This window comes from Sphingomonas hengshuiensis, assembly GCF_000935025.1.
Classification (GTDB): Bacteria; Pseudomonadota; Alphaproteobacteria; order Sphingomonadales; family Sphingomonadaceae; genus Sphingomonas; species Sphingomonas hengshuiensis.
On sequence record NZ_CP010836.1, the window covers coordinates 4,303,182 to 4,322,068 of the forward strand.

An 18,887-nucleotide genomic window follows, 5' to 3' on the forward strand; every position below is an offset into this window, starting at 1 on the left:
CGTTCACTGAACGATAAAATTGGTAAAATAGACGTTACTAACCCCGCCAAAGCCTTCCTTTTCCTTCAGAACGGCGTTGATCGCCTTGACCAGCCGATCCTGGATGTGGCGCTTGCCCTCGGCGGTGAACACCTCCTCCTCGGAGGTTTCGCCCAGCGCCATCAGCACCTGCGACCGGATCGCGATCTCGTGCGTCTTGATGTTCTCGAGCACCCGCTGGTCATACGGCGTCGACACCGCGACCCCGACCTGGATGAAATGGACGCTGCCCTGGAGGTTCGACGTGAACTCCTTTTCCAGCGGGTAATAGCTGGACGCATATTTGTCGCCGCCTTCGCCCGCAGGCGTCGGCTTGCCGCCCTCCCCCGCTGCGGGAGCCGCTTCGCCATGTTCGCCGCCCTCGCCTTCGCCGCCGCCGGCCAGCGTCGCGCGCTTCTCCTCGCTCTTGGGGACAAGCTTGGGCGTGTCGTCGGCTTCGGCATGGGGGGCGGCGTTGAACCAGCCCGCCTGCATCGCATAAACGGCGCCGCCGCCGCCAGCGGCCAGCGCCAGCACGGGCAGCCCGATCAGCAGGAGCAGCTTGCCCTTCTTCTTCGGGGCGGCGGTCTTTTCGTCCTTGGTATCGGCCATGATGGTCTCCCTAGATCTCAGGCGATTCGGTCATCGGTGGAGGCGGTATCGGCGCTCGCGGAAGCGGCGCGCGGGGCGAGCGGGGGCGGAGTCTCCTGCCACTGCTGACGGGCGGCGTTGCCCTGCCCGGCGCCACCGCTATCGACGCTGGTCTGGCCGAGCCGCAGCCCGCGCGCTTCGGCGAGGTCGGCGAGCCTGGGCTGGGCGTCGGCCAGCGCCTGGCGCGCCGCGGGGGTGTCGGCGGCGAAGCGGACATGGACACGGTCGCCCTCGTTCCGGATCGACACATCGACGGTGCCCAGCGCATCGGGGGCGAGGCGGATGCGGGTCTCGCGCACCGGGCCGGCATCGCGCAGCGCCTCGATGCGCTCGATCATCTGTCCGGTCCATTCCTGGCGGCGCAGGTCGAGCGTGCCGTCCTGCGTCTGTGCGGCGGGAGCGATCGCAGGCGTTGCGGCGGTAGCGTCGAGCGCGGCGAGCGGCGCCGTGGCGAGCGGGTCGCGCTGGGCGCGGCGCGGCGCGGCGGGCTCGGCCAGCGCCTGAAACAGCGGCGCGGCGAGTGCGGCGACGGTGGTCAGGACCGGCGCGGACGTGGCGGGGTCTGCCGCTGGTTGCGTGGGTGCGGGCGCCGGGTGCGGAGCGCCTGCGCGGGCGGGCGGCGTGGGCGCGGCTTCCGGCAGGTCGGGCATGGGCTGGAGCTCGGGCACGGGGAGGGTCTCGGCACTGGCCCCGGCTTCGGGCGCGACCGTGGCGGCGGGCGCTGTCCCCTCAGCGGCTGCGGCCTCGCCCGCCAGTGCGGGCACGGGCGCCGCATCGCCACCGGGCGGGGCGATCCGCGCGCTCAGTCCGGGCGCGACCAACGTCGGCCGTGCGGCGTCTGGGGCAATCGGCATCGCGAACCACGCAAAGGCGATGTCGGTCGAGGGATCCGCCTCGTCCTCCGGGCTCGCGGCATCGTCCTGCGGCAAGTCCTTGCCGGGCGCGGCACTGCGTTGCCGGGTTGCCGCCACCGCGTCGGGAGTGGCGGCGGGCGGCTCTGGCAGCGCGAAGGCGCGCTCTCCCGCGCCCGAGCGCACAGGCGCGGGAGGCGTCGCTATGGAGGCTGCGGCGAGGGTGGAAACGGACTGGAGCAAGCGAGATTTCCCGGCGACAAAGGCTTTGCCGGGAATTCAGCAAATATCGTGCCGATTGCGCCCGGTGGGCGGCAGTGCCTCCAGCGCGCGCAGTTCCTTCAGCGCGGCTTCGGCGGATTCGCGGGTGATCAGCTTTTCGATCGCGCTCTGATCGCGCCGCGCCTCCAGCGTGGCGGCGCGCGCAGCGTCGAGACCCTGCTCGGCAACCGCGACGCGGCGTTCGGCGGCATGCGCGGACTGGTGGAGCCGGTCGCGATAATAAGCGGCGGCGATCAGCGATCCGGCAGACTGGGCAGCCGCGCCCGCGACCGGGGCGACATTGGCCGCAAGCGCCGCGATCCGTTCGCGCAACTGCGCCTCCTGCGCGACGCGGGCATGGGCCTTTGCCTCGTCGGCGCGGACCTGGTCGAGCTGGAGCGTGCGGACGCGCAGCAGCCGGGCGAGCGTCTTCGGGCTCCTAGCCATCGCCGAACACGCCGGTCAGCTCGGCGACCGCATCGGGCAGGCTGACGATCTCGTCCGATCCCTGGCGGATATATTCCATCACGGCCGGGTGGCACGCGATCGCAGCGTCGATCTCGGCATCGGCGCCGGCGCGATAGGCGCCCATCAGCACCAGGTCGCGATTCTCCTCATAGGTCGCGAGATGGCGGCGCAGCACCCGCGCGGCGTGGAGGTGCGCGGGGCCGGCAATGTCGGTCATGACCCGGCTGACCGACGGCCCCAGGTCGATCGCGGGATAGACGCCGCGCTCGGCCAGCGCGCGGCTGAGCACGATATGCCCGTCAAGGATCGAGCGCGCCGAATCGACCACCGGATCGTTGCCGTCGTCGCCGTCGGCCAGCACGGTATAGATTGCAGTGATCGATCCGCCGCTGGCGACGTCGGTGCCTGCGCGCTCGATCAGCCCGGGCAGCATCGCGATCGCCGAGGGGGGATAGCCGCGCGCGCTGGCCGGTTCGCCCAGAGCCAGCCCGATCTCGCGCCCCGCATGCGCGACGCGCGTCAGGCTGTCCATGATCAGCAGGACCTTCTTGCCCTCCGCGCGAAACGCCTCGGCGATGGCAGTGGCGCGCAGCGCGCCGCGGATGCGCAGCACCGGCGAATGGTTGGCGGGGACCGCGACCACGACCGAGCGCGCCCGCGCGGCGCCCGCGACCTTGGTCTCCAGAAAGTCGGATACTTCGCGGCTGCGCTCGCCGATCAGGCCGATGACCACGACTTCGGCTTCGGCGGCGCGGACCATCATGCCCAGCAGCACCGACTTGCCGACGCCCGAGCCCGCCATGATCCCGACGCGCTGGCCCTGGCCGATGGTGAGCAGCCCGTTGATCGCGCGCACGCCGACGTCCATCGGCTGGAGCACGCGCCCGCGATCCAGCGGCGACTGGAGCTTGCCCGCCAGCGGCCAGCGGCCCGCACCCCGGATCGGGCCGAGCCCGTCGATCGGCTTGCCCGCGCCATCCACCACGCGCCCGAGCAGCGCCCCACCCACCTCTGCCTCGCCCGGCGCGCCGATCGGGCGGACGGGGGCGTTGGGGAGCAGCGCGGCGGGTCCACCAAGGTTCATCATCAGCGTCTTGCCGCCGCGAAAGCCGATCACTTCGGCCTCGACGCGGGCATCGCCGGTGCCGATCGCACAGACCGTGCCCACGGGCAGCGACACGCCGATCGCCTCCATCAACAGCCCGTCATAGGAGGACAGCCGCCCCGATACCGAGGGGCGCGGCGTGAAATCGCCCGCGGCCAGGCTGTCGAGATAATCTTCGGGAAAACGGTTCAGCATAGGGGCGGAATCGGCACGCGGTCGATCGCCTGGGCGAGTTGCTCGAGCCATAGATCGGGGCCGTCCTCGACGATCGTCGAAGCGCTTTCGACGACAAAGCCGCCCCGCGCGATATGCGGGTCGCCGACTGGGAATATGTTGATCGGCAGCCGGTCCCTGAGCGTCTCGACATCATCGGGATGCAGCCGCAGCAGCGCCGATTCGGCCTTGTCCGCCAGCAGCTCCACTGCCGCCCCGACGCGCGCGGCGAGCACATCGGGCGCCACGCCCGTCTCGCCGACCATGCGCGACACGAGGTGGAGCACGGTCTGGCGCAAATGCCCCGCCATCCGCTCGCGATCGAAATGCGCACCGGTCGCCAGCGCCTTCGACACCTGGTCGAGCAGCGCGGCCTCGCGCGCCTTGGCCTCGGCGACTTCGGCAAGCGCCGCCGCGCGCCCCTCGGCAAAACCCGCAGAACGCGCATCGGCGATCACGTCCGCGAACGCGCCATGCGGATGCACCTCGGGCGCGAACGGGTCCCACCCTTCGGTCGGCTTGTTCGCGGGATCGGCGGGCGAGAAGTGGCGCGGCGCGACCGGCGCCATCGGCGGGGCGGGCGGCTCGAAAATCTGGCGGCCGATCGCTGCAATGTCCGATGCGGCGAAATCGGCGCCCTTGCCAAACGCGCGCTGGAGGATGTGCTCTGCCGCCTGGATGCGGCCGGTGAAACCGGGGGCGAAATCAGACATAATCGTCGTCGCCGCCCTTGCCCGGCATTTGCAGCGTCCCGTCCTTCACCAGCCCGCGCGCAATCGCGATCATGACCTTTTGCGCCTCCAGCACATCGGCGAGCTTCATCGGCCCGCGCGCCTCGATCTCGTCGCGGATGCCGTCCGCAGCACGGCTCGACATACATCCCAGGAAGCGATTGCGCACCGCCTCCTCGACGCCCTTGAGCGACTTGACCAGCGTATCGCTGTCGATGTTGCGGATCAGCGTCGACAGATTCTTGTCGTCCAGTTCCAGCAGATTGTCGAACACGAACATCGCCTCCTCGATCGCGCGCGCAACGTCGCGGTCGATCTTGGCGAGCTTGGGCATCACGCGCTGTTCGGTGATCTTGCGCGCGCCCGACAGGATCTTGGCCGCCTCGCGCGTGCCGCCCAGCTGGCGCCCGCGCGGCTTGCGGCTGGCACCGGCGCGGGCGGAGAGCATCGCCTTCAACGTCTCGATCGCCTCGGGCGGGACCGGGCCGAGCTTGGCGACCCGGCGCAAAATCTGCGGCTGGAGCGCCTCGGGCAGATGGTCGAACACCTGCGCGGCGATATCGGGGTCGAGATTGACGAGCAGCACCGCCGCGATCTGCGGATGCTCGGCCTCGACCATCGCCGCGATCTCCTGCGGTTCGAACCAGGCGAGCAGTTCGAGCCCGCTCGACGCCTGGGGCGGCATGATCCGCGCCAGCACGCTCTCGGCGCGATCGGCGCCCAGCGCGCGCGTCATCATCCCCTCGATCCGGGGCGCGGGGTCGAAATCGACGCTGGTCCGCTCGCGTGCCTTGCCGACGAAATCGTCGAGCACGGTCTCGACTTCGCTCTCAGTGACGTCGGCGACTTCGAACATTGCCTTGCCCAGCAGCCGCACTTCGTCGGGATCGAGTTTTTGCAGGATCGCGGCGGCCTCTTCCTCGCCGACGAGCATCATCAGCACGGCGGCGCGTTCGGTGCCGGTGAAATGGCGGGCCATCGTCATGGGGCGTCGGCCTTGATCATGTCGCGCACCGCCAATGCGGCGCGCGCGGGATTGTCGCGGGTGAAGCCGCGGACCAGCCCGACGCGCTCGTCATAGCTGTTGCCGCGCGCCTCGAGCATGTCGATGCTGACATTGGCGGGCGGGGCGAACGGGGCCCCTTCCTCCTGCGACACGGCCGGCCCTGCCGGCCCGCCGATCGCCAGCGCGAGGCGATCGGACGCCGGTTCCTCGCGCTTCTTCATCAGCCCCTTGGCGAGCGGGCGCACACCCAGCAGCAACACGAGCAGCGCGATCACCAGCGCGGTGCCGTTGCGCGCCGCCAGCGCCACCCAGGATGCGTCGTACCAGGGCCGCTGGTCGAGCAGCTCGGCGGCGGGACTGGGCGAGAATTTGCGGCTGACCACCGTCACCTGATCGGCGCGATTGCCGTCATAGCCGACCGCGGCACGGACCAGTTGCGTGATCTGCGCAATCTCGACTGCGCCGCGCGGCTTGCCCGGCTCCTCGCGCAGCAACACCGCGACCGACAGCCGCTTGACGCCGCCCGGCATCGCGCGCGTCACCGACACCTGCTTGCCGGTCTCATAGGTGCGGGTGAAGCTGTCGGTCTGCTTCTGTTGCGGGCCGGCGGGCGCAGCGGGCACCGCCGCAGCGCCGGGCGCGGGCGTGGCGCCGGGCTGGGGCTGCTGATTGGGCGCGACCATCGTGCTGGCGGGCGGCGGGGTGTTCGACAGCGCACCGGGAATGCCCCCGGGCGCGGCACCGTCCTTCGACGATCCGGTCCAGGCCCCCTGCTCGGCGCGGACCACCGCGCCTTCCTTGTCATAGCTTTCGCGCGTCGCCTGGTTCTCGTCGAGGTCGACATCGGCCTGGACCTCGGCAGTGAAATTGCCCTGGCCGACCAGCGGCGTGAGCAGCTGGTTGAGCTGGGTGCGGTATTTGTCCTCGACGCGGCGCTGGAAATCGATGCGGGTGTCGCCCGCCGACGTGCCGCCCGCCCCCGATTTGGAGAGCAGCGCACCCATCTGGTCAACGATCGTCACCGATTCGGGCTGCATCCCCGGCACCGACGAGGCGACGAGGTTGACGATCGAGCGCACCTGCGCATCGCCCAGCACGCGTCCGGGCTGAAGCTTCAGGATCACGCTGGCCGAGGGCGCGGCGCGATCGCGGACAAAGGCGGAGGCTTCGGGCGTGGCGAGGTGGACGCGCGCCTCGGCGACCGAATCGATTTCCTCGATCGATCGCGCCAGCTCGGTCTCGCGCGCCTGGCGCAGCCTTTCGCCTTCCACGGCGCGGCTGACGCCCATCGGGAGCTGGTCGAGAATCTGGTAGCCGCCGGGATGCGCCTTGGGCAGGTCCTGCGCCGCGAGCAGCATCCGCGCCTTGTGGTAATCATCCTCGGCGACGGTGATCGATCCCGAAGCGTCGATCGCGCTGGCGATGCTCGCGCCTTCCAGCGCGCTGCTGATCGCGGCCTTGTCGGCGTCGCTGACATTGGCGAACAGGATGCGTTGCGGCGAGGTCGCGACCATCGACCAGGCGAGCAGCCCGGCGGCGATCACGCCGATCAGCAGCAGCAGCGGCATCGCGCGGCGCACGGCGGGCTGGGCGAGCAGCCCGCGCACCTGCTGGAGCGGGGCGGCGAGGCGATCCGCCGCGGGCAGCGACGGCGGGGCGGGGGTAAGGCTGGTGCTCATCCGATCAGACCGGCATGCTCATAATGTCCTTGTATGCGGACAGGAGTTTGTTGCGGACCTGCAGCGTCGCCTCGAACCCGACCGAGGCCTGTTGGCGCGCCAGCATCACCTTGGCGATGTCGATCGTCTCGCCGCGTTCGTAGGATTCGGACAGCGCGCCCGCCTGGTTCTGCGCCTGGTTGACCTGGGCAAAGGCATCCTTGAACGCCGCGGTGAAATCGGCGGGCTTGGTATCCCCTGCCGGGGCTGCCGCAGGTGCCTGGTTGGCGCGGGCGAGCGCGGAGTTGCGTTCCAGTATCTGGGCACGCAGCGCCATCACCCGATCGACGCTCATCGGCCCGGTCACGCTGCTCATGCCGACACCTTGCGCAGCGGGTCGATCGCCTCACCCTGTTCGCGTGCCTTGGCCAGGCGATAGCGCAGCGTGCGTTCGGAAATGCCCAGCCGCCGCGCCGCCTCGATCCGGCTGCCGTTGCAGTCGGCCAGCGTCTCGCGGATCGCCTGGAATTCGTGCATCTGGACGATGTTGCTCAGCGTGTCGGGCCGCTCGACGCGCGTCTCCGCCGGACGGTCGAAGATCAGATGGTGCGGCTCGATCGTCTCGCCTGCGCACAGCAGCAGCGCGCGCTGGATGACATTTTCCAGCTCGCGGACATTGCCCGGCCAGTCATGGTCGCACAGCGCCTCCACGGCGTCGCCCGAAATCCAGGGGAGCTGATCACGCTCGCCCGCGTGGCGCAGTACCATCGCCGCAGCCAGCGCGGGGATATCGCCCGCGCGATCCGCCAGCGGCTTGGTGGCGAGCGGGAAGACCGACAGCCGGTAATAGAGATCGGCGCGGAACCGCCCCGCGGCGACTTCGCCCTGAAGATCGCGATTGGCGCAGGCGATCACCCGCACGTCGATCTTCTCCGGCGTCGTCGCGCCGATCGGCACGACTTCGCGCTCCTGGAGCGCGCGGAGCAGCTTCGCCTGGAGCTGGATCGGCATTTCGGCGATTTCATCGAGGAGCAGCGTGCCGCCCTGTGCAGCGCGGAAAAAGCCCTGCCCGCCCGAGGATGCGCCGGTGAACGCGCCCTTCTGATGCCCGAACAGCATCGCCTCGAGCATCGCCTCGGGCAGCGCGGCGCAATTGATCGCCACGAACGGGCCGTCGCGGCGGGTCGATCCGTTGTGGATCGCTCGCGCGAGCACTTCCTTGCCGGTGCCGGTCGGGCCGTTGATCAGCACGGTGATGTCGGCGGCCGCGACACGCTCGGCGAGCGCGAGCAGCGCCAGGCTCTCGGGATCGGCGGCGACCGGCTCGAACGGCCCGCGCGCCATCGCGCTGGCAAAGCCGCTGCCGATCGCGGCGTCCGCGGCGGAATAGGAGAGGTGCGCCGGTGCGCCGTCGCGGAAGGGCATCGCGACCCGGTCGCCATCGCCCAGGATCAGCGTGCGTGCGGCGACGGGCGGAATCTCGCCCACCGCCACGAGGAACAGGTCGTTCGCCCCCGGCTTGCCCCCCTCGCACGATCCGATCGCGAAGCCCTGCGCGCGCAGTGCCGAGACCAGCGCGTATTTCTGCCGAAGCACCGCCGCGGATGGAATGATGGATCGCATGTGGTCGCCCCCCTGTGACTCCTGTTTGCGTGAAATATAGTTAACGCCCCGTAAATCTACGTAACCCCCGCGCTCCCTGGGTCCCGGCGCGCCCCTGCGCGTGCGCGTAAGGCGGATTTTTTCGCTTAAGTCGGGTCGGGCGCTGCCGTTCCTAGCTTTGGCGGCTCCGGGCTCCCGTTCAGGGGGGACGCGGGAAGCCGGCAAGCATGGAGACTCTGACATGACTGTTATCGGAACCAATTCGGCGTCGCTGCGCGCCGCAAACGCATCGAACGCCGCCAGCAAGATGCTCGCGACGTCGATGGAGCGCCTGTCGACCGGCAAGCGCATCAACGGCGCCAAGGACGACGCCGCCGGCCTCGCGATCGCTTCGTCGATGACCTCGTCGATTCGCGGCATGAACCAGGGCATTCGCAACGCGAACGACGGCATCTCGATGGCGCAGACCGCCGAAGGCGCGCTGGGCGAAGTCACCAACATGCTGCAGCGTATCCGCGAGCTGTCGGTCCAGTCGGCTTCGGGCACCTATTCCGACGACGACCGCGCCAACCTGCAGACCGAAGTGACTGCGCTGACCGGCCAGATCACGAGCATCCTCGACAATACCAGCTTCAACGGCGTCAAGCTGTTCACCGGCGACGCCGGCGATGCGGGCAAGGTGACGATCCAGACCGGATCGAGCGCCAGCGACACCGTCGAGCTCGACTTCTCCGAGCTCGACCTGACCGACGCGACCGCCATCGACATCTCTGCAGCCGCAGACGCTTCGGACGCACTGGAGACGATCGACACCGCGCTGACCACGGTCAACACCGCGCGCGCCAGCCTGGGCGCCGGCCAGAGCCAGCTCGAATCGGTCGTCAACAACCTGACCTCGAACGTCGAGAATGTCAGCGACGCGCGCAGCCGCATCGAGGACGCCGATTATTCGTCCGAGACCGCCGCACTCGCCAAGGCGCAGATCCTGTCGCAGGCATCGACCGCGATGCTATCGCAGGCGAACCAGAGCCAGCAGGGCGTGCTGAAGCTTCTCGGCTGATCGCGGCCCGGTCGGGGTGTCACCCCCCTGACAGGCGCCGCGGCCGGCAACTCCCCGGCTTCGCCCGGGGGGCGCGTATGGGAAGCCCCGGTGGTCCGCGACCACCGGGGCTTTTCGTTCGCCTGCGCTTGCCGCATGAAGCAGGGCGACGCCCCTTATTGCCGGAGACCTGACCATGCGGCCCATCGCCTCCCCCTCGCTGCTCGCGCTGTCGCTGATGCTGGCGATGCCCGCCGCGGCGCAGGTGTCCCCCGCCGATCGGCTGGCGCACGACCAGATGCTGGTGCTCGACACGCATCTGGATACGCCCGAGCTGTTCGAACATCCCGACTGGCGGTTCGAGCGCTGGCACGACCGCGATTTCGACAAGAGCCAGGTCGATCTGCCCCGGATGCAGCAGGGCGGGCTGGATGGCGGATTCTTCGTGATCTACACCAGCCAGGGGCCGTTGACGCCCGAGGGCTATGCCAAGGCCCGCGACGGCGCGCTGATCCGCGCGACCTGGATCCAGCGCGTGGTCGCCGCCAATCCCGACACCATGGCCTTCGCCACCACCGCCGCCGATGCCGCGCGGATCGCCGCGACGGGCAAGCGGATCGTGTATCAGAGCATCGAGAACAGCTATCCGCTCGGCGAGGACCTGGGGCTGCTCACCACCTTCCATGCGCTCGGCGTGCGGATGGCGGGGCCGGTGCATTTCCGCAACAACCAGTTCGCCGACAGCGCCACCGACACCCCGCGCTGGAACGGGCTGAGCCCGCTGGGCCGGCAATGGGTGGCGGAGATGAACCGGCTGGGGATGGTGATCGACGCCAGCCACGCCTCCGACGCGGTGCTCGACCAGCTGATCGCGCTGTCCAAGACGCCGATCATCCTGTCGCATTCGGGCCCGCGCGCGATTTTTGACCATCCGCGCAACATCGACGACGAGCGGATGCGCAAGCTCGCCAAGGCGGGCGGGGTGATGCAGGTCAACAGCGTGTATCTCGCCCCGCTCGACCGCGATCCCGCGCGCAACAAGGTGTCCGAGCGGCAGGACCAGTGGTGGGCGCTCTCCCCCGCCGAGCAGCGCACGCTGATCGCCGACAAGGCCGCGGCGGACGCGGCCAATCCCTATAAGGGCGCCGATTTCGAGCTGTTCATGAAGAGCCTGCTCCATGCGATCGCGGTGATGGGCGTGGACCATGTCGGGATCGGCGCCGATTGGGACGGCGGCGGCGGGGTGACGGGGCTGGAGGACATCACGCTGTTGCCCAAAGTCACCGCCCGCCTGCGCAAGGAAGGCTTCAAAGACGCCGATATCGAGAAGATCTGGAGCGGCAACGTCCTCCGGCTGCTCGCGCAGGCGGAAAAGGCGGCGGGTAATTAACCCCGCCGCTGGAGCGCGCGCTTCAGCCGGGCGTGCGCCGATGCCTTGATCTGGCAGATTCGCGCCGCGCCCACGCCGAGGACCTGGCCGATTTCCTCGAGGTTGAGCTCCTCGACATAATAAAGCTGGATCACCTGCGCCTCGCGCTCGGGCAGAGATGCGATCGCGGCAACGAGCGTGTCGCGCTGGTCGCGGTCGGCGAGCTGGTCGAAGGCGTCGGGGGCGTCGGACATGAACCAGGGCGAATCATCGGCATAATGGTCGTCGATCGATTCGAAGCGCAGCGCCTCTGCGGTCGCATAGTCGGTGCGCAGCTTCTCCGGCGTCACCCCCAGCTTCTCGGCGACCTCGGCGTCGCTCGGCAAATGGCCCGACGCGGCGGCCAGCGCGGCCACTGCGTTCTGGTACTCCCGCCGCCGCCGCATCGCGCCCCGGGTCAGCGTCGCCTGGCGCCGCAGCTCGTCGATCATCGCGCCGCGCAGCCGCGTCGCCAGATATTGTTCGAACGTCACCTGCCCGCGATCCTCGAAGCCGCTCACCGCCTCGACCAGCGCGACCAGCCCGATCTGAATCAGGTCCTCGACATCGACGATCGCGCTCATCGATCCGTGGATGTGCCACGCGATGCGCCGCACCAGCGGCAGATGGCGGCGCACCAGCGCCTCCGCATCGCGCCGCGGCGCGCGCCGGCGGGCATAGGTCAGCGGCGAGGTATCCGGCACGTGTTGGGCCAATGAAGCCATGGGTCCGAGCTTCCTGAGGGGTGTTGCGTTCATGCGGCCAGCGCCTCCGGCGCACCGATCACCGCGACGACTTCGACGGCCTTGTCCTCGGGCACTTCGAAGAAGCTCATCACCGGCGTATCGGGCAGGATGGTCTTGACCAGCTTGCGGATCGCGACGCGGATCGCCGGCTGGACGACCAGCGCAAAGGGCTTGGCCTCGGCGATCAGCGGCGCGGCGGCGTGTTGCAGCGCGTCGGCGATGCGGCGGCCCAGCTCGGGCTCGATCGTATGGCGGCGCGCGGGATCGGAACGGACCGCCTGGCCGAGCAGCGATTCAAGCTGCCCCTCCAGCGTCATCACCCGCAGCGGCTCGCGCACCCCGCACAGCCGCTGGATGATCAGCGGGCCGAGATCGGGGCGGATCAGCTCCAATATCTCCTCGGCGTCGAGCGAGCGCTGTGCAGCGACGGCAATGGCGGCGGCGATCCGGCGGAATTCGCGCAGCGGCACATTCTCCGCCAGCAACCCGCGAAGGACCGTCGTCAGCGTCGTCAGCGGCACCGGCTGCGGACACAGGGCAGCGACCAGCGCGGCGGCGCGCTCCTTCAGCCCGTCGAGCAGCGACTGGACCTCGTCCGGCCCCAGCAGGTCGGCGGCGTTCTGGAGCAGAACCTGGTTCAGGTGCGTCGCGATCACCGTGCCCGGATCGACCACCAGATAGCCCGCCCCCGTCGCGGCATCGCCATCGGCGGCGGGAATCCACACGGCGTCGAGCCCGAAGGTCGGGTCCTTGACCGCCTTGCCCTTGAGCGTGCCGACTGCCTGTCCGGTGTCGAGCGCGAGCACCTGGTCGGGCGCCACGCTGTCCTCGCCCACCACCACGCCGCCCAGCACGATGCGATAGGTGAAGGGCGCAAGGTTGATGTCATCGCGGACGCGGACCTGCGGCACGACGAAGCCGAGTTCCTTCGAAAGCTGGCGGCGGACGCCGGTGATCCGCCCCATCAGCGGCCCGCCGCGCCGCTCGTCGACCAGCGGCACCAACCCGTACCCGATGTCGAGCATGACCTGCATCGTGTCGGTGACTTCCTCCCACCCGATCCGCGACAGGTCGACCGGCTCGGGCGCAGGCGCGGCGGGTGGCGGGCGCTTGGCGATCTTGTTGAGCTTCCACGCGGCGAACCCGGCGGCCCCGGCGGCGGAGAGGATCACGACATGCGGCATCCCCGGCAGCAGCCCGAGCAGCCCGAGGATGCCGGCGACCGGCCCCCAGGTCTTGGCATTGCTGAACTGGCTGCCGATCTGGCCGGCAAGGTCGTGGCTGGAGGTGACGCGCGTGACGATCGCGGCGGCGGCGATCGACAGCATCAGCGAGGGCAATTGCGCGACCAGCGCGTCGCCGATCGCGAGCAACACATAGGTCTGCGCCGCCTCGCCCACCGCCATCTGGTGGCTGACGACGCCGAGAATCAGCCCGCCGACGATGTTGATCGCGAGGATCAGCAGCCCGGCGATCGCGTCGCCCTTCACGAATTTCGACGAACCGTCCATCGCGCCGTGGAAATCGGCCTCGGTCGCCACCTCGGCGCGGCGCGCGCGCGCCTCGTCCGGGGTGACGAGCCCGGCGTTCAGATCGGCGTCGATCGCCATCTGCTTGCCCGGCAGCGCATCGAGGGTGAAGCGCGCCGCGACTTCGGAGACGCGCCCGGCGCCCTTGGTCACGACGATCATGTTGATGATGATCAGGATCGCGAACACGAACAGCCCGACGACATAGTCGCCGCCGATCAGGAAGGTGCCGAACGCCTCGATCACATGCCCCGCCGCGGCCTCGCCCTCATGGCCATGGACCAGCACGACGCGCGTCGAGGCGACGTTGAGCCCGAGGCGGAACAGCGTCGCGAACAGCAAGACGGTCGGAAAGGCGGAAAAATCGAGCGGCTTTTGCGCATTGAGCGCGACCATCAGCACCGCGAGGCTGATCATGATGTTCATCACGAAGAACACGTCGAGCAGGAAGGCCGGGATCGGCACCACCATCAGCGCGACGAGCAGCAGGATCGCACCGGGGAGCGAGAAGCTCTTCAGCGTGGCACCGAAGCCGCCGGGAAGCGCCAGCGCACTCACGAGGCGCGTGCCCCGAGATTGGCGAGCATCAGATAGGCGAGCCGCGCCGTTTCCGGCGTCGGGCGCATCGCCGCCTCTGCGGTCGCGCGCGCCGAACGCCCGGCATTTAGCTGAGCCAGTGTCGTCTCGACCCAATGCCGGTCACCGCCGACGGCTTCGTTGCCGAGCACGACCTCGGACTCGCCAAAGTCCATCGCGTCGATGGAATCGCCCAGCCCCGCGCCGTCCAGCCCGGTGGCGGCAGTCGCGGCGCCGCTGTTCAGCTTGGCTTCGAACTGGTCGTAAATCTCGCCCAGCGAGCGCGGCTGGCCAGCGCCGTCATAGAAGATGCTGCGATTGGCGCGTGCTGCGGCGGGGAACATCGCCGCGCCGGCGCGATCGGGATTCGCCGCCATCGCGCCCAGAAAGCTGCGCGCGCCGCCCAGCCCCAGGAAATGCGCCATGTAGAGGTCGGTGCCGGTGGTCGGGCGATCGAGCGATTGCTCCAGCGCCGCCTTGTTATCCGATGCATGTTCGGCGGCCATGATCGCCGCGGTCTGCGGATCGCGGCGCAGGTCGAGGATCGCCTGGCGCGTCGCCGGATCGGAGACGACGAACGTGCCGCTCGCGGTCTGGCGGATGCTGTCCGCCGCCCAGCCCAACCCATGGTCGGCGCCATGATCCTTGATCACGCCGAGCCAGCTCTGCTCGATGAACTGGTACAGCCCGGTCGCGCTGGAGGTGCCGGCGCGCGCATCGGCGCGCAGACCGCTTTCGACCTGTGCCTGTCCCAGCAGATAGTGGAAGTCGACGCCGGTCTTGCGGCTCGCGGCGGCGATCGCCGTTTGTACGCTCGCCTTTGCGCTGACCGAAACTACGCTCATCGATACCTTGTCCGAAAGCCCTTGGTGCGGGGCAAATCAGCAAGGATCGTGCCAAAAACCCTCAGGCCAGCGCATAGCCTCCGGGGCGATAGGCCGGGGCGGCATTGCCGGACAGAAGTTGCAGGCGGCGGCGAACATTTGCCGCCATCAGGTTGACGTAGATGCGGCAGGTCTCGTTCAGCCGCTGCGCCTCGGCGGCGAGCGCGCGCACTTCGGCATTCGGGGCCTCGCCGTCGCACAGCGCGACGGCATCGATCCCGACAAGCTTGGCCCGGGTCGCCGCCTCCAGCGCGGGCAGATCGTTGCTCTTGAGCGCGGCGATCTCCGCATGGAGCGATTCGATCACGGCGATCAGCGCGTCACGCCGGGTCATCGGAATTCCATTCGTTCTTGAGCGCCAGCATCCGGTCGGCGACGGCCCCGGGGTCGCGCGAATAGCGCCCCTCCTGGATCGCGGCGCGAAGCCGGGCGACACGCTCGGCGTCGACGGGGGGCTTGGCGGCCAGTTCGGCGGAAAGCTGCGCGGCGGTCGATTGCACTGCGGGGGCCTCACTCGCGACCGGCTTGGCTGCTTCCACGGGCGCAGCACGGCCGATCGGCGCAATGCGCCGGTCGGAGACCGCGCCTGCCTTGTTGCCGATTGGATCCACCATTGCTGCCATCCCAAAGTTCCAGGTCTGCACCGAGTAGAACGACCGCCCAATGACAGGCTTTAACAAAAAGTTTTCAGTCGCCCCAGCCCGGTAATCGCGCCCGACCGGGCTCGACTGCGATCGCCTGCACCGGCGGCTTCCTGTCGTCGATGCGCACCATCAGCCGCCCGCCCGCAAGGGCATCGTTCATCGCCACGCCGTCGCGGGTGATCGAAAAGCCATTGGCGCCGACTGCGATCGTGATCGTGTCGCCGCGCCGGATGACCGGCATCGCCTTTACCGACGCCGCTGGCGCGGCAGTGGCGGGCGCCGCAGCCGGGGCGGCGCGCGGCACGGCGTTGACCGGCACGAAGATCCGCCATCCCGGCGCCATGCACCGGATGACGACCGCGTCCTTCGCCTCGGTCCGCCATTCGAGCTGCGGCGCCGCGCACTGCGCCAGCTTGAGCCGGGGGTCGACGGGAGCCCTGGCCCCGCCTTCGGAGCCGATCGGCTTGCCGGTGAACTGGCTCACGATCGTGTCGAGCATCGCGGTCGACTGGAATGGCTCGGCGGCGGCAGCGGGGGATGCGGCGGCGAGCGCCAGGATCAGGAACATGGCGGTTTCCTTGTTGGGAGCGGAAGGCGGCAAGACGGGGTTGCCGGGCGGCAAATCATTGCCGCCCCCCGTCATAGCCGAGGGTGAGAAGCGCTCGGCGTTCGCCGCGGCCGGTGGCGATGGCGATCCGCTCGGGCGAAACCGCGCCTGCACGGATCAATATCGCGGCGACGGCACGCGCGCGGTCGGCGGCGAGGATCGGGCCGCTGCCGGTGATCGGGTCGACATCGCCGGGGCTGCCATCGACTTCGCCGGTGATCCGCAGCCGGGTGCGGGGGTCGCGCGCCGCCGAGCGGGCCCAGGCGATCGCTGCGGCGCTGTCCCCCGGCTGCATCGATCCGGGCGCGAAGCCGGTCACGGCGGCCAGTTCGACGGGCATGGCGGGGGTCTCGGCGACGCCGAAGCCCGCGCGAATGCCTGCCGCCAGCGCACGTGGCTCGACCTGATTGGCCTGGAGGAAGACGAAGAAGCCGACCAGCAGCAGCGAGAGGTCGGCGAGCGTTATCAGCCACAGCGGGCGCGCCGGAGCATCGCCCTCAGCCTCGAACAGCGGGTCGGCGGGCTCGGGCGCAGTCATGCCGCCGCCTCGCGCAGCTCGCGGCGCACGCGGGGCTCGATTGCCGCAAGCGCGATCAGCGGCGGATCGATCCGCGCGCGCTCCTGCGCCTCGATCCGCGCGCTCCGCCGCAGCCGCGCCGCGACCGGCAGCGCGACCAGGCTGGCGAGCAGCGCGCCGTATAGCGTCGCCAGCAGCGCCACCGCCATCGCCCCGCCGATCGCGGCGGGATCGCGCATCGCGGTGAACATCTGGACCAGCCCGACCAGCGTGCCGACCATCCCCATCGCGGGCGCACTCTCGGCGGCGCAGGTCCACATGTCGGCGGCGGCGCGGTGACGCTCGAACCGTGCGATGCGGCGCTGGCGGAGCAGCGTCGCGACCGCCTCGCCATCGGCGCCGTCGACGATCTCGGCGACGGCGGCGGCAATGTCGGGATCGGCGATCACGGTGCGATCCAGCGCGATCAGCCCGTGGCGCCGCGCGATCCGGGTGAGCGCATTCGCCTGTTCGACCAAAGGCGCGGCGTCGAAGCGGCGGCGGAACAGCACGCGCAAAGCCGACAGGCCGCGCACAAGGTCCGACGCCGGGGTCCGCAGCACCACGGCGAGCACGGTGCCGCCGCCAACGATGCCGATCGCGACCGGATCGAGAAACGGCGCCAGCGCGGGAAGAGCGATCATGTCCATGCGCTCGCGAAGTGCAAGCGCCGGGCCAGTTTCCCGCCGCAACCGCGCGCTTCCGCACCCGGCGCCACCGCGGCACCCCGTTGCCGTCCTACCGGCAAAAACCTGCCGGTCAGTGCCTGCAACGCGTCGCCGGGGCGGCTCTCGGCGCCCTCCGGCGATTTGGCACGGCCATTGCTTATAACCCGGCGAAGCTTGGGCGAAAGGACCGTGCAGATGACCGACAGCCTTTTCGGCGTACATGGTGCAGCACTTTCGGTGCGGTCGCAGCGCATGGGCGTGCTGGCGTCGAACATCGCGAACGCCTCGACCCCCGGCTACAAGGCCAAGGACATCGACTTCCGCGCGGCGCTGGCGTCCGCGGATGCGCCCGGCGGATCGATCGACGGCGCGATCGACGCGGCCACGCTGTACCGCGTGCCGGTCCAGTCCTCTGCCGACGGCAACACCGTCGAGCTGACCACCGAACAAACCGCCTTTGCCGAGAATGCCGTCGCCTATCAGACGACGCTCTCCTTCCTCAACGGGCGGATCGGCCAGATCTCGCGCGCGCTGAAGGGTGAATGAGCATGGGGGACCAGCCGCTCTCGATATTCCAGGTCTCGGGCCGCGCGATGAGCGCGCAGCTCGTGCGGATGAACACCACCGCGTCGAACCTCGCCAATGCCGGCACCGTCGCATCGAGTTCGAGCGCCGCCTATCGCACGATCAAGCCGGTGTTCCGCACCGCCTTCGATGCGGCGAGCGGGATGGCGACGGTCGATGTCGAGCAGGTGGTGACCGCGGGCGCCGAGCCCGAGAAGCGCTACGACCCCGGCAACCCGATGGCCGACCAGGACGGCAATGTCTGGGAAAGCGCCGTCGATGAAACCCGCGAGCTCGTCGACATGATGGAGAGCGCACGCACCTACCAGAACAATGTCGAGGTGATGCAGACTGCCAAGTCGCTGATCGTCGATACCCTCAAGCTGGGCCGCTGATCATGACGGATTTCGATACCACCCTTGCCAGCCTGGGCATCGCCCGCTCGGGCACGAGCACCACGACCGCCGCGTCGAACACCAGCTCGAGCGACATGGACCAGGCCGATTTCCTGACGCTGCTGACCGCGCAGCTCAAGAACCAGGACCCGTTCGATCCGGTCGATAACAGCGAGATGGTCGCGCAGATGGCGCAGATCTCAAGCTCGTCGGGCATCAGCGAGATGAACACCACGCTGAAGGCAATTGCCGACAAGCTTGGCACCACCTCGCTCGGCGACGCGATCGGCTATGTCGGCAAGACCGTGCTGACCGCAGGCGACACCGCCTATCCCCGCACCAGCGGCGGGCTGGCCGGCGCAGTGAGCCTGGGCGGCGACGCCACCCAGGTCAGCGTCACGATCCAGTCGTCGACGGGCGAGACGCTCAAGACGATCGATCTCGGCGCGCAGGACGCGGGCGCCGTCGCCTGGGACTGGGACGGCACCACCGACAGCGGCGATGCCGCAGGCGACGGCCCGTTCACGATCAAGGTCACCGCGACCGGCACCGATGGCAGCGTCGATGCGACGCCGCTGGTCTGGGCGCCGGTCACCACGGTCTCGCTCGGCACCGACGGCACGCCCGTGCTCACGCTGCCCGGCATCGGCCAGGTTCCGCTCTCCGCCGTCTGGCAAGTCGGCTGACCCCCAAACAGGAGTAACCCC

Annotated in this window: 22 protein-coding genes; 5 read left to right on the plus strand and 17 right to left on the minus strand. The window is 69.6% G+C overall.

Annotated features, from left to right (window positions below; genetic code table 11):
- Positions 1-3: 3 nt before the first annotated feature.
- The 9 genes from TS85_RS19500 to TS85_RS19540 all read right to left on the minus strand — a co-directional run bounded on the left by TS85_RS19500 (position 4) and on the right by TS85_RS19540 (position 8,585).
- A complete protein-coding gene (locus tag TS85_RS19500; protein WP_044334419.1) occupies positions 4-630 on the minus strand; it encodes a flagellar basal body-associated FliL family protein in 627 nt (208 codons plus the stop codon).
- A 17-nt stretch (positions 631-647) separates the two neighbouring features.
- Positions 648-1,640, minus strand: a complete 993-nt coding sequence (locus TS85_RS19505) for a flagellar hook-length control protein FliK (RefSeq protein ID WP_162184750.1) — start codon at positions 1,638-1,640, stop codon at positions 648-650.
- A 159-nt stretch (positions 1,641-1,799) separates the two neighbouring features.
- Positions 1,800-2,228: a hypothetical protein gene (locus tag TS85_RS19510; RefSeq protein WP_044334423.1), complete on the minus strand. Its 429-nt coding sequence runs from the start codon at positions 2,226-2,228 to the stop codon at positions 1,800-1,802.
- On the minus strand, positions 2,221-3,549 hold the full coding sequence (locus tag TS85_RS19515) for a FliI/YscN family ATPase (protein WP_044334424.1): 1,329 nt from the start codon (positions 3,547-3,549) through the stop codon (positions 2,221-2,223). The genes TS85_RS19510 and TS85_RS19515 overlap by 8 nt, the downstream gene beginning before the upstream one ends.
- Positions 3,543-4,280 (minus strand): FliH/SctL family protein, encoded by a 738-nt coding sequence (locus TS85_RS19520; RefSeq protein ID WP_044334425.1) that lies wholly within the window; start codon positions 4,278-4,280, stop codon positions 3,543-3,545. Before TS85_RS19520 ends, TS85_RS19515 begins: the two co-directional genes overlap by 7 nt.
- Complete coding sequence (gene fliG / locus TS85_RS19525; protein WP_044334426.1) at positions 4,273-5,283, minus strand: flagellar motor switch protein FliG; 1,011 nt, start codon at positions 5,281-5,283, stop codon at positions 4,273-4,275. Before fliG ends, TS85_RS19520 begins: the two co-directional genes overlap by 8 nt.
- Entirely contained in the window at positions 5,280-6,983 is a 1,704-nt protein-coding gene (fliF, locus tag TS85_RS19530; RefSeq protein WP_044334427.1) for a flagellar basal-body MS-ring/collar protein FliF, read from the minus strand. Before fliF ends, fliG begins: the two co-directional genes overlap by 4 nt.
- 4 nt (positions 6,984-6,987) lie before the next feature.
- Entirely contained in the window at positions 6,988-7,338 is a 351-nt protein-coding gene (fliE, locus tag TS85_RS19535) for a flagellar hook-basal body complex protein FliE (protein ID WP_044334428.1), read from the minus strand.
- On the minus strand, positions 7,335-8,585 hold the full coding sequence (locus TS85_RS19540) for a sigma-54 interaction domain-containing protein (RefSeq protein ID WP_044334429.1): 1,251 nt from the start codon (positions 8,583-8,585) through the stop codon (positions 7,335-7,337). The genes fliE and TS85_RS19540 overlap by 4 nt, the downstream gene beginning before the upstream one ends.
- A gap of 220 nt (positions 8,586-8,805) precedes the next feature.
- Here TS85_RS19540 and TS85_RS19545 point away from each other — a divergent pair, with 220 nt between their 5' ends.
- The gene (locus tag TS85_RS19545) at positions 8,806-9,624 is read left to right on the plus strand and encodes a flagellin N-terminal helical domain-containing protein (RefSeq protein ID WP_044334431.1); all 819 of its coding nucleotides are present in this window, start codon (positions 8,806-8,808) and stop codon (positions 9,622-9,624) included.
- Between the two features lie 175 nt (positions 9,625-9,799).
- Positions 9,800-10,993: a dipeptidase gene (locus TS85_RS19550; RefSeq protein ID WP_044334433.1), complete on the plus strand. Its 1,194-nt coding sequence runs from the start codon at positions 9,800-9,802 to the stop codon at positions 10,991-10,993.
- Here the strand turns inward: TS85_RS19550 and TS85_RS19555 are convergent.
- The 8 genes from TS85_RS19555 to TS85_RS19590 form a co-directional block, all read right to left on the minus strand.
- A complete protein-coding gene (locus TS85_RS19555; protein ID WP_044334435.1) occupies positions 10,990-11,736 on the minus strand; it encodes a sigma-70 family RNA polymerase sigma factor in 747 nt (248 codons plus the stop codon). The two genes, TS85_RS19550 and TS85_RS19555, sit on opposite strands and share 4 nt — an antisense overlap.
- Positions 11,737-11,765: 29 nt before the next feature.
- Positions 11,766-13,844: a flagellar biosynthesis protein FlhA gene (gene flhA / locus TS85_RS19560; protein ID WP_077228712.1), complete on the minus strand. Its 2,079-nt coding sequence runs from the start codon at positions 13,842-13,844 to the stop codon at positions 11,766-11,768.
- Positions 13,841-14,707, minus strand: coding sequence for a flagellar protein FlgJ (locus TS85_RS19565; RefSeq protein WP_044334437.1), 867 nt, complete (start codon positions 14,705-14,707; stop codon positions 13,841-13,843). Before TS85_RS19565 ends, flhA begins: the two co-directional genes overlap by 4 nt.
- A 61-nt stretch (positions 14,708-14,768) precedes the next feature.
- On the minus strand, positions 14,769-15,080 hold the full coding sequence (locus tag TS85_RS19570; protein ID WP_044334439.1) for a hypothetical protein: 312 nt from the start codon (positions 15,078-15,080) through the stop codon (positions 14,769-14,771).
- Positions 15,067-15,360, minus strand: a complete 294-nt coding sequence (gene flgM, locus TS85_RS19575) for a flagellar biosynthesis anti-sigma factor FlgM (protein ID WP_044334440.1) — start codon at positions 15,358-15,360, stop codon at positions 15,067-15,069. The genes TS85_RS19570 and flgM overlap by 14 nt, the downstream gene beginning before the upstream one ends.
- A 73-nt stretch (positions 15,361-15,433) precedes the next feature.
- On the minus strand, positions 15,434-15,958 hold the full coding sequence (locus TS85_RS19580; RefSeq protein ID WP_044336674.1) for a flagella basal body P-ring formation protein FlgA: 525 nt from the start codon (positions 15,956-15,958) through the stop codon (positions 15,434-15,436).
- Positions 15,959-16,013: 55 nt separating this feature from the next.
- A complete protein-coding gene (locus tag TS85_RS19585; protein ID WP_052508031.1) occupies positions 16,014-16,535 on the minus strand; it encodes a flagellar motor protein MotB in 522 nt (173 codons plus the stop codon).
- Positions 16,532-17,197, minus strand: coding sequence for a motility protein A (locus TS85_RS19590; RefSeq protein WP_044336676.1), 666 nt, complete (start codon positions 17,195-17,197; stop codon positions 16,532-16,534). The genes TS85_RS19585 and TS85_RS19590 overlap by 4 nt, the downstream gene beginning before the upstream one ends.
- A 219-nt stretch (positions 17,198-17,416) precedes the next feature.
- Between TS85_RS19590 and TS85_RS19595 the strand changes: the two genes are divergently transcribed.
- The 3 genes from TS85_RS19595 to TS85_RS19605 are packed head-to-tail and all read left to right on the plus strand — an operon-like array spanning position 17,417 to position 18,866.
- Positions 17,417-17,767 carry a flagellar basal body rod protein FlgB gene (locus TS85_RS19595; protein WP_407082095.1) on the plus strand — a complete coding sequence of 117 codons (351 nt, stop codon included), beginning with the start codon at positions 17,417-17,419 and terminating at the stop codon, positions 17,765-17,767.
- A 2-nt stretch (positions 17,768-17,769) separates the two neighbouring features.
- Positions 17,770-18,180 carry a flagellar basal body rod protein FlgC gene (flgC, locus tag TS85_RS19600; RefSeq protein WP_044334443.1) on the plus strand — a complete coding sequence of 137 codons (411 nt, stop codon included), beginning with the start codon at positions 17,770-17,772 and terminating at the stop codon, positions 18,178-18,180.
- Positions 18,181-18,182: 2 nt separating this feature from the next.
- Complete coding sequence (locus TS85_RS19605) at positions 18,183-18,866, plus strand: flagellar hook assembly protein FlgD (protein ID WP_227698546.1); 684 nt, start codon at positions 18,183-18,185, stop codon at positions 18,864-18,866.
- The last annotated feature ends 21 nt before the right edge of the window (positions 18,867-18,887 follow it).

Bases quoted from the DNA above. Each gene is read 5' to 3' on its own strand.
- TS85_RS19595 (WP_407082095.1), top strand. From the start codon at position 17,417: ATGACCGACAGCCTTTTCGGCGTACATGGTGCAGCACTTTCGGTGCGG.
- TS85_RS19605 (WP_227698546.1), top strand. From the start codon at position 18,183: ATGACGGATTTCGATACCACCCTTGCCAGCCTGGGCATCGCCCGCTCG.
- flgC (WP_044334443.1), top strand. From the start codon at position 17,770: ATGGGGGACCAGCCGCTCTCGATATTCCAGGTCTCGGGCCGCGCGATG.
- fliG (WP_044334426.1), bottom strand. From the start codon at position 5,283: ATGACGATGGCCCGCCATTTCACCGGCACCGAACGCGCCGCCGTGCTG.
- fliE (WP_044334428.1), bottom strand. From the start codon at position 7,338: ATGAGCAGCGTGACCGGGCCGATGAGCGTCGATCGGGTGATGGCGCTG.
- TS85_RS19590 (WP_044336676.1), bottom strand. From the start codon at position 17,197: ATGATCGCTCTTCCCGCGCTGGCGCCGTTTCTCGATCCGGTCGCGATC.
- TS85_RS19500 (WP_044334419.1), bottom strand. From the start codon at position 630: ATGGCCGATACCAAGGACGAAAAGACCGCCGCCCCGAAGAAGAAGGGC.
- TS85_RS19580 (WP_044336674.1), bottom strand. From the start codon at position 15,958: ATGTTCCTGATCCTGGCGCTCGCCGCCGCATCCCCCGCTGCCGCCGCC.
- TS85_RS19545 (WP_044334431.1), top strand. From the start codon at position 8,806: ATGACTGTTATCGGAACCAATTCGGCGTCGCTGCGCGCCGCAAACGCA.
- fliF (WP_044334427.1), bottom strand. From the start codon at position 6,983: ATGAGCACCAGCCTTACCCCCGCCCCGCCGTCGCTGCCCGCGGCGGAT.
- TS85_RS19565 (WP_044334437.1), bottom strand. From the start codon at position 14,707: ATGAGCGTAGTTTCGGTCAGCGCAAAGGCGAGCGTACAAACGGCGATC.
- TS85_RS19550 (WP_044334433.1), top strand. From the start codon at position 9,800: ATGCGGCCCATCGCCTCCCCCTCGCTGCTCGCGCTGTCGCTGATGCTG.
- TS85_RS19585 (WP_052508031.1), bottom strand. From the start codon at position 16,535: ATGACTGCGCCCGAGCCCGCCGACCCGCTGTTCGAGGCTGAGGGCGAT.
- flgM (WP_044334440.1), bottom strand. From the start codon at position 15,360: ATGGTGGATCCAATCGGCAACAAGGCAGGCGCGGTCTCCGACCGGCGC.
- TS85_RS19510 (WP_044334423.1), bottom strand. From the start codon at position 2,228: ATGGCTAGGAGCCCGAAGACGCTCGCCCGGCTGCTGCGCGTCCGCACG.
- TS85_RS19515 (WP_044334424.1), bottom strand. From the start codon at position 3,549: ATGCTGAACCGTTTTCCCGAAGATTATCTCGACAGCCTGGCCGCGGGC.
- TS85_RS19555 (WP_044334435.1), bottom strand. From the start codon at position 11,736: ATGGCTTCATTGGCCCAACACGTGCCGGATACCTCGCCGCTGACCTAT.
- TS85_RS19570 (WP_044334439.1), bottom strand. From the start codon at position 15,080: ATGACCCGGCGTGACGCGCTGATCGCCGTGATCGAATCGCTCCATGCG.
- TS85_RS19540 (WP_044334429.1), bottom strand. From the start codon at position 8,585: ATGCGATCCATCATTCCATCCGCGGCGGTGCTTCGGCAGAAATACGCG.
- TS85_RS19520 (WP_044334425.1), bottom strand. From the start codon at position 4,280: ATGTCTGATTTCGCCCCCGGTTTCACCGGCCGCATCCAGGCGGCAGAG.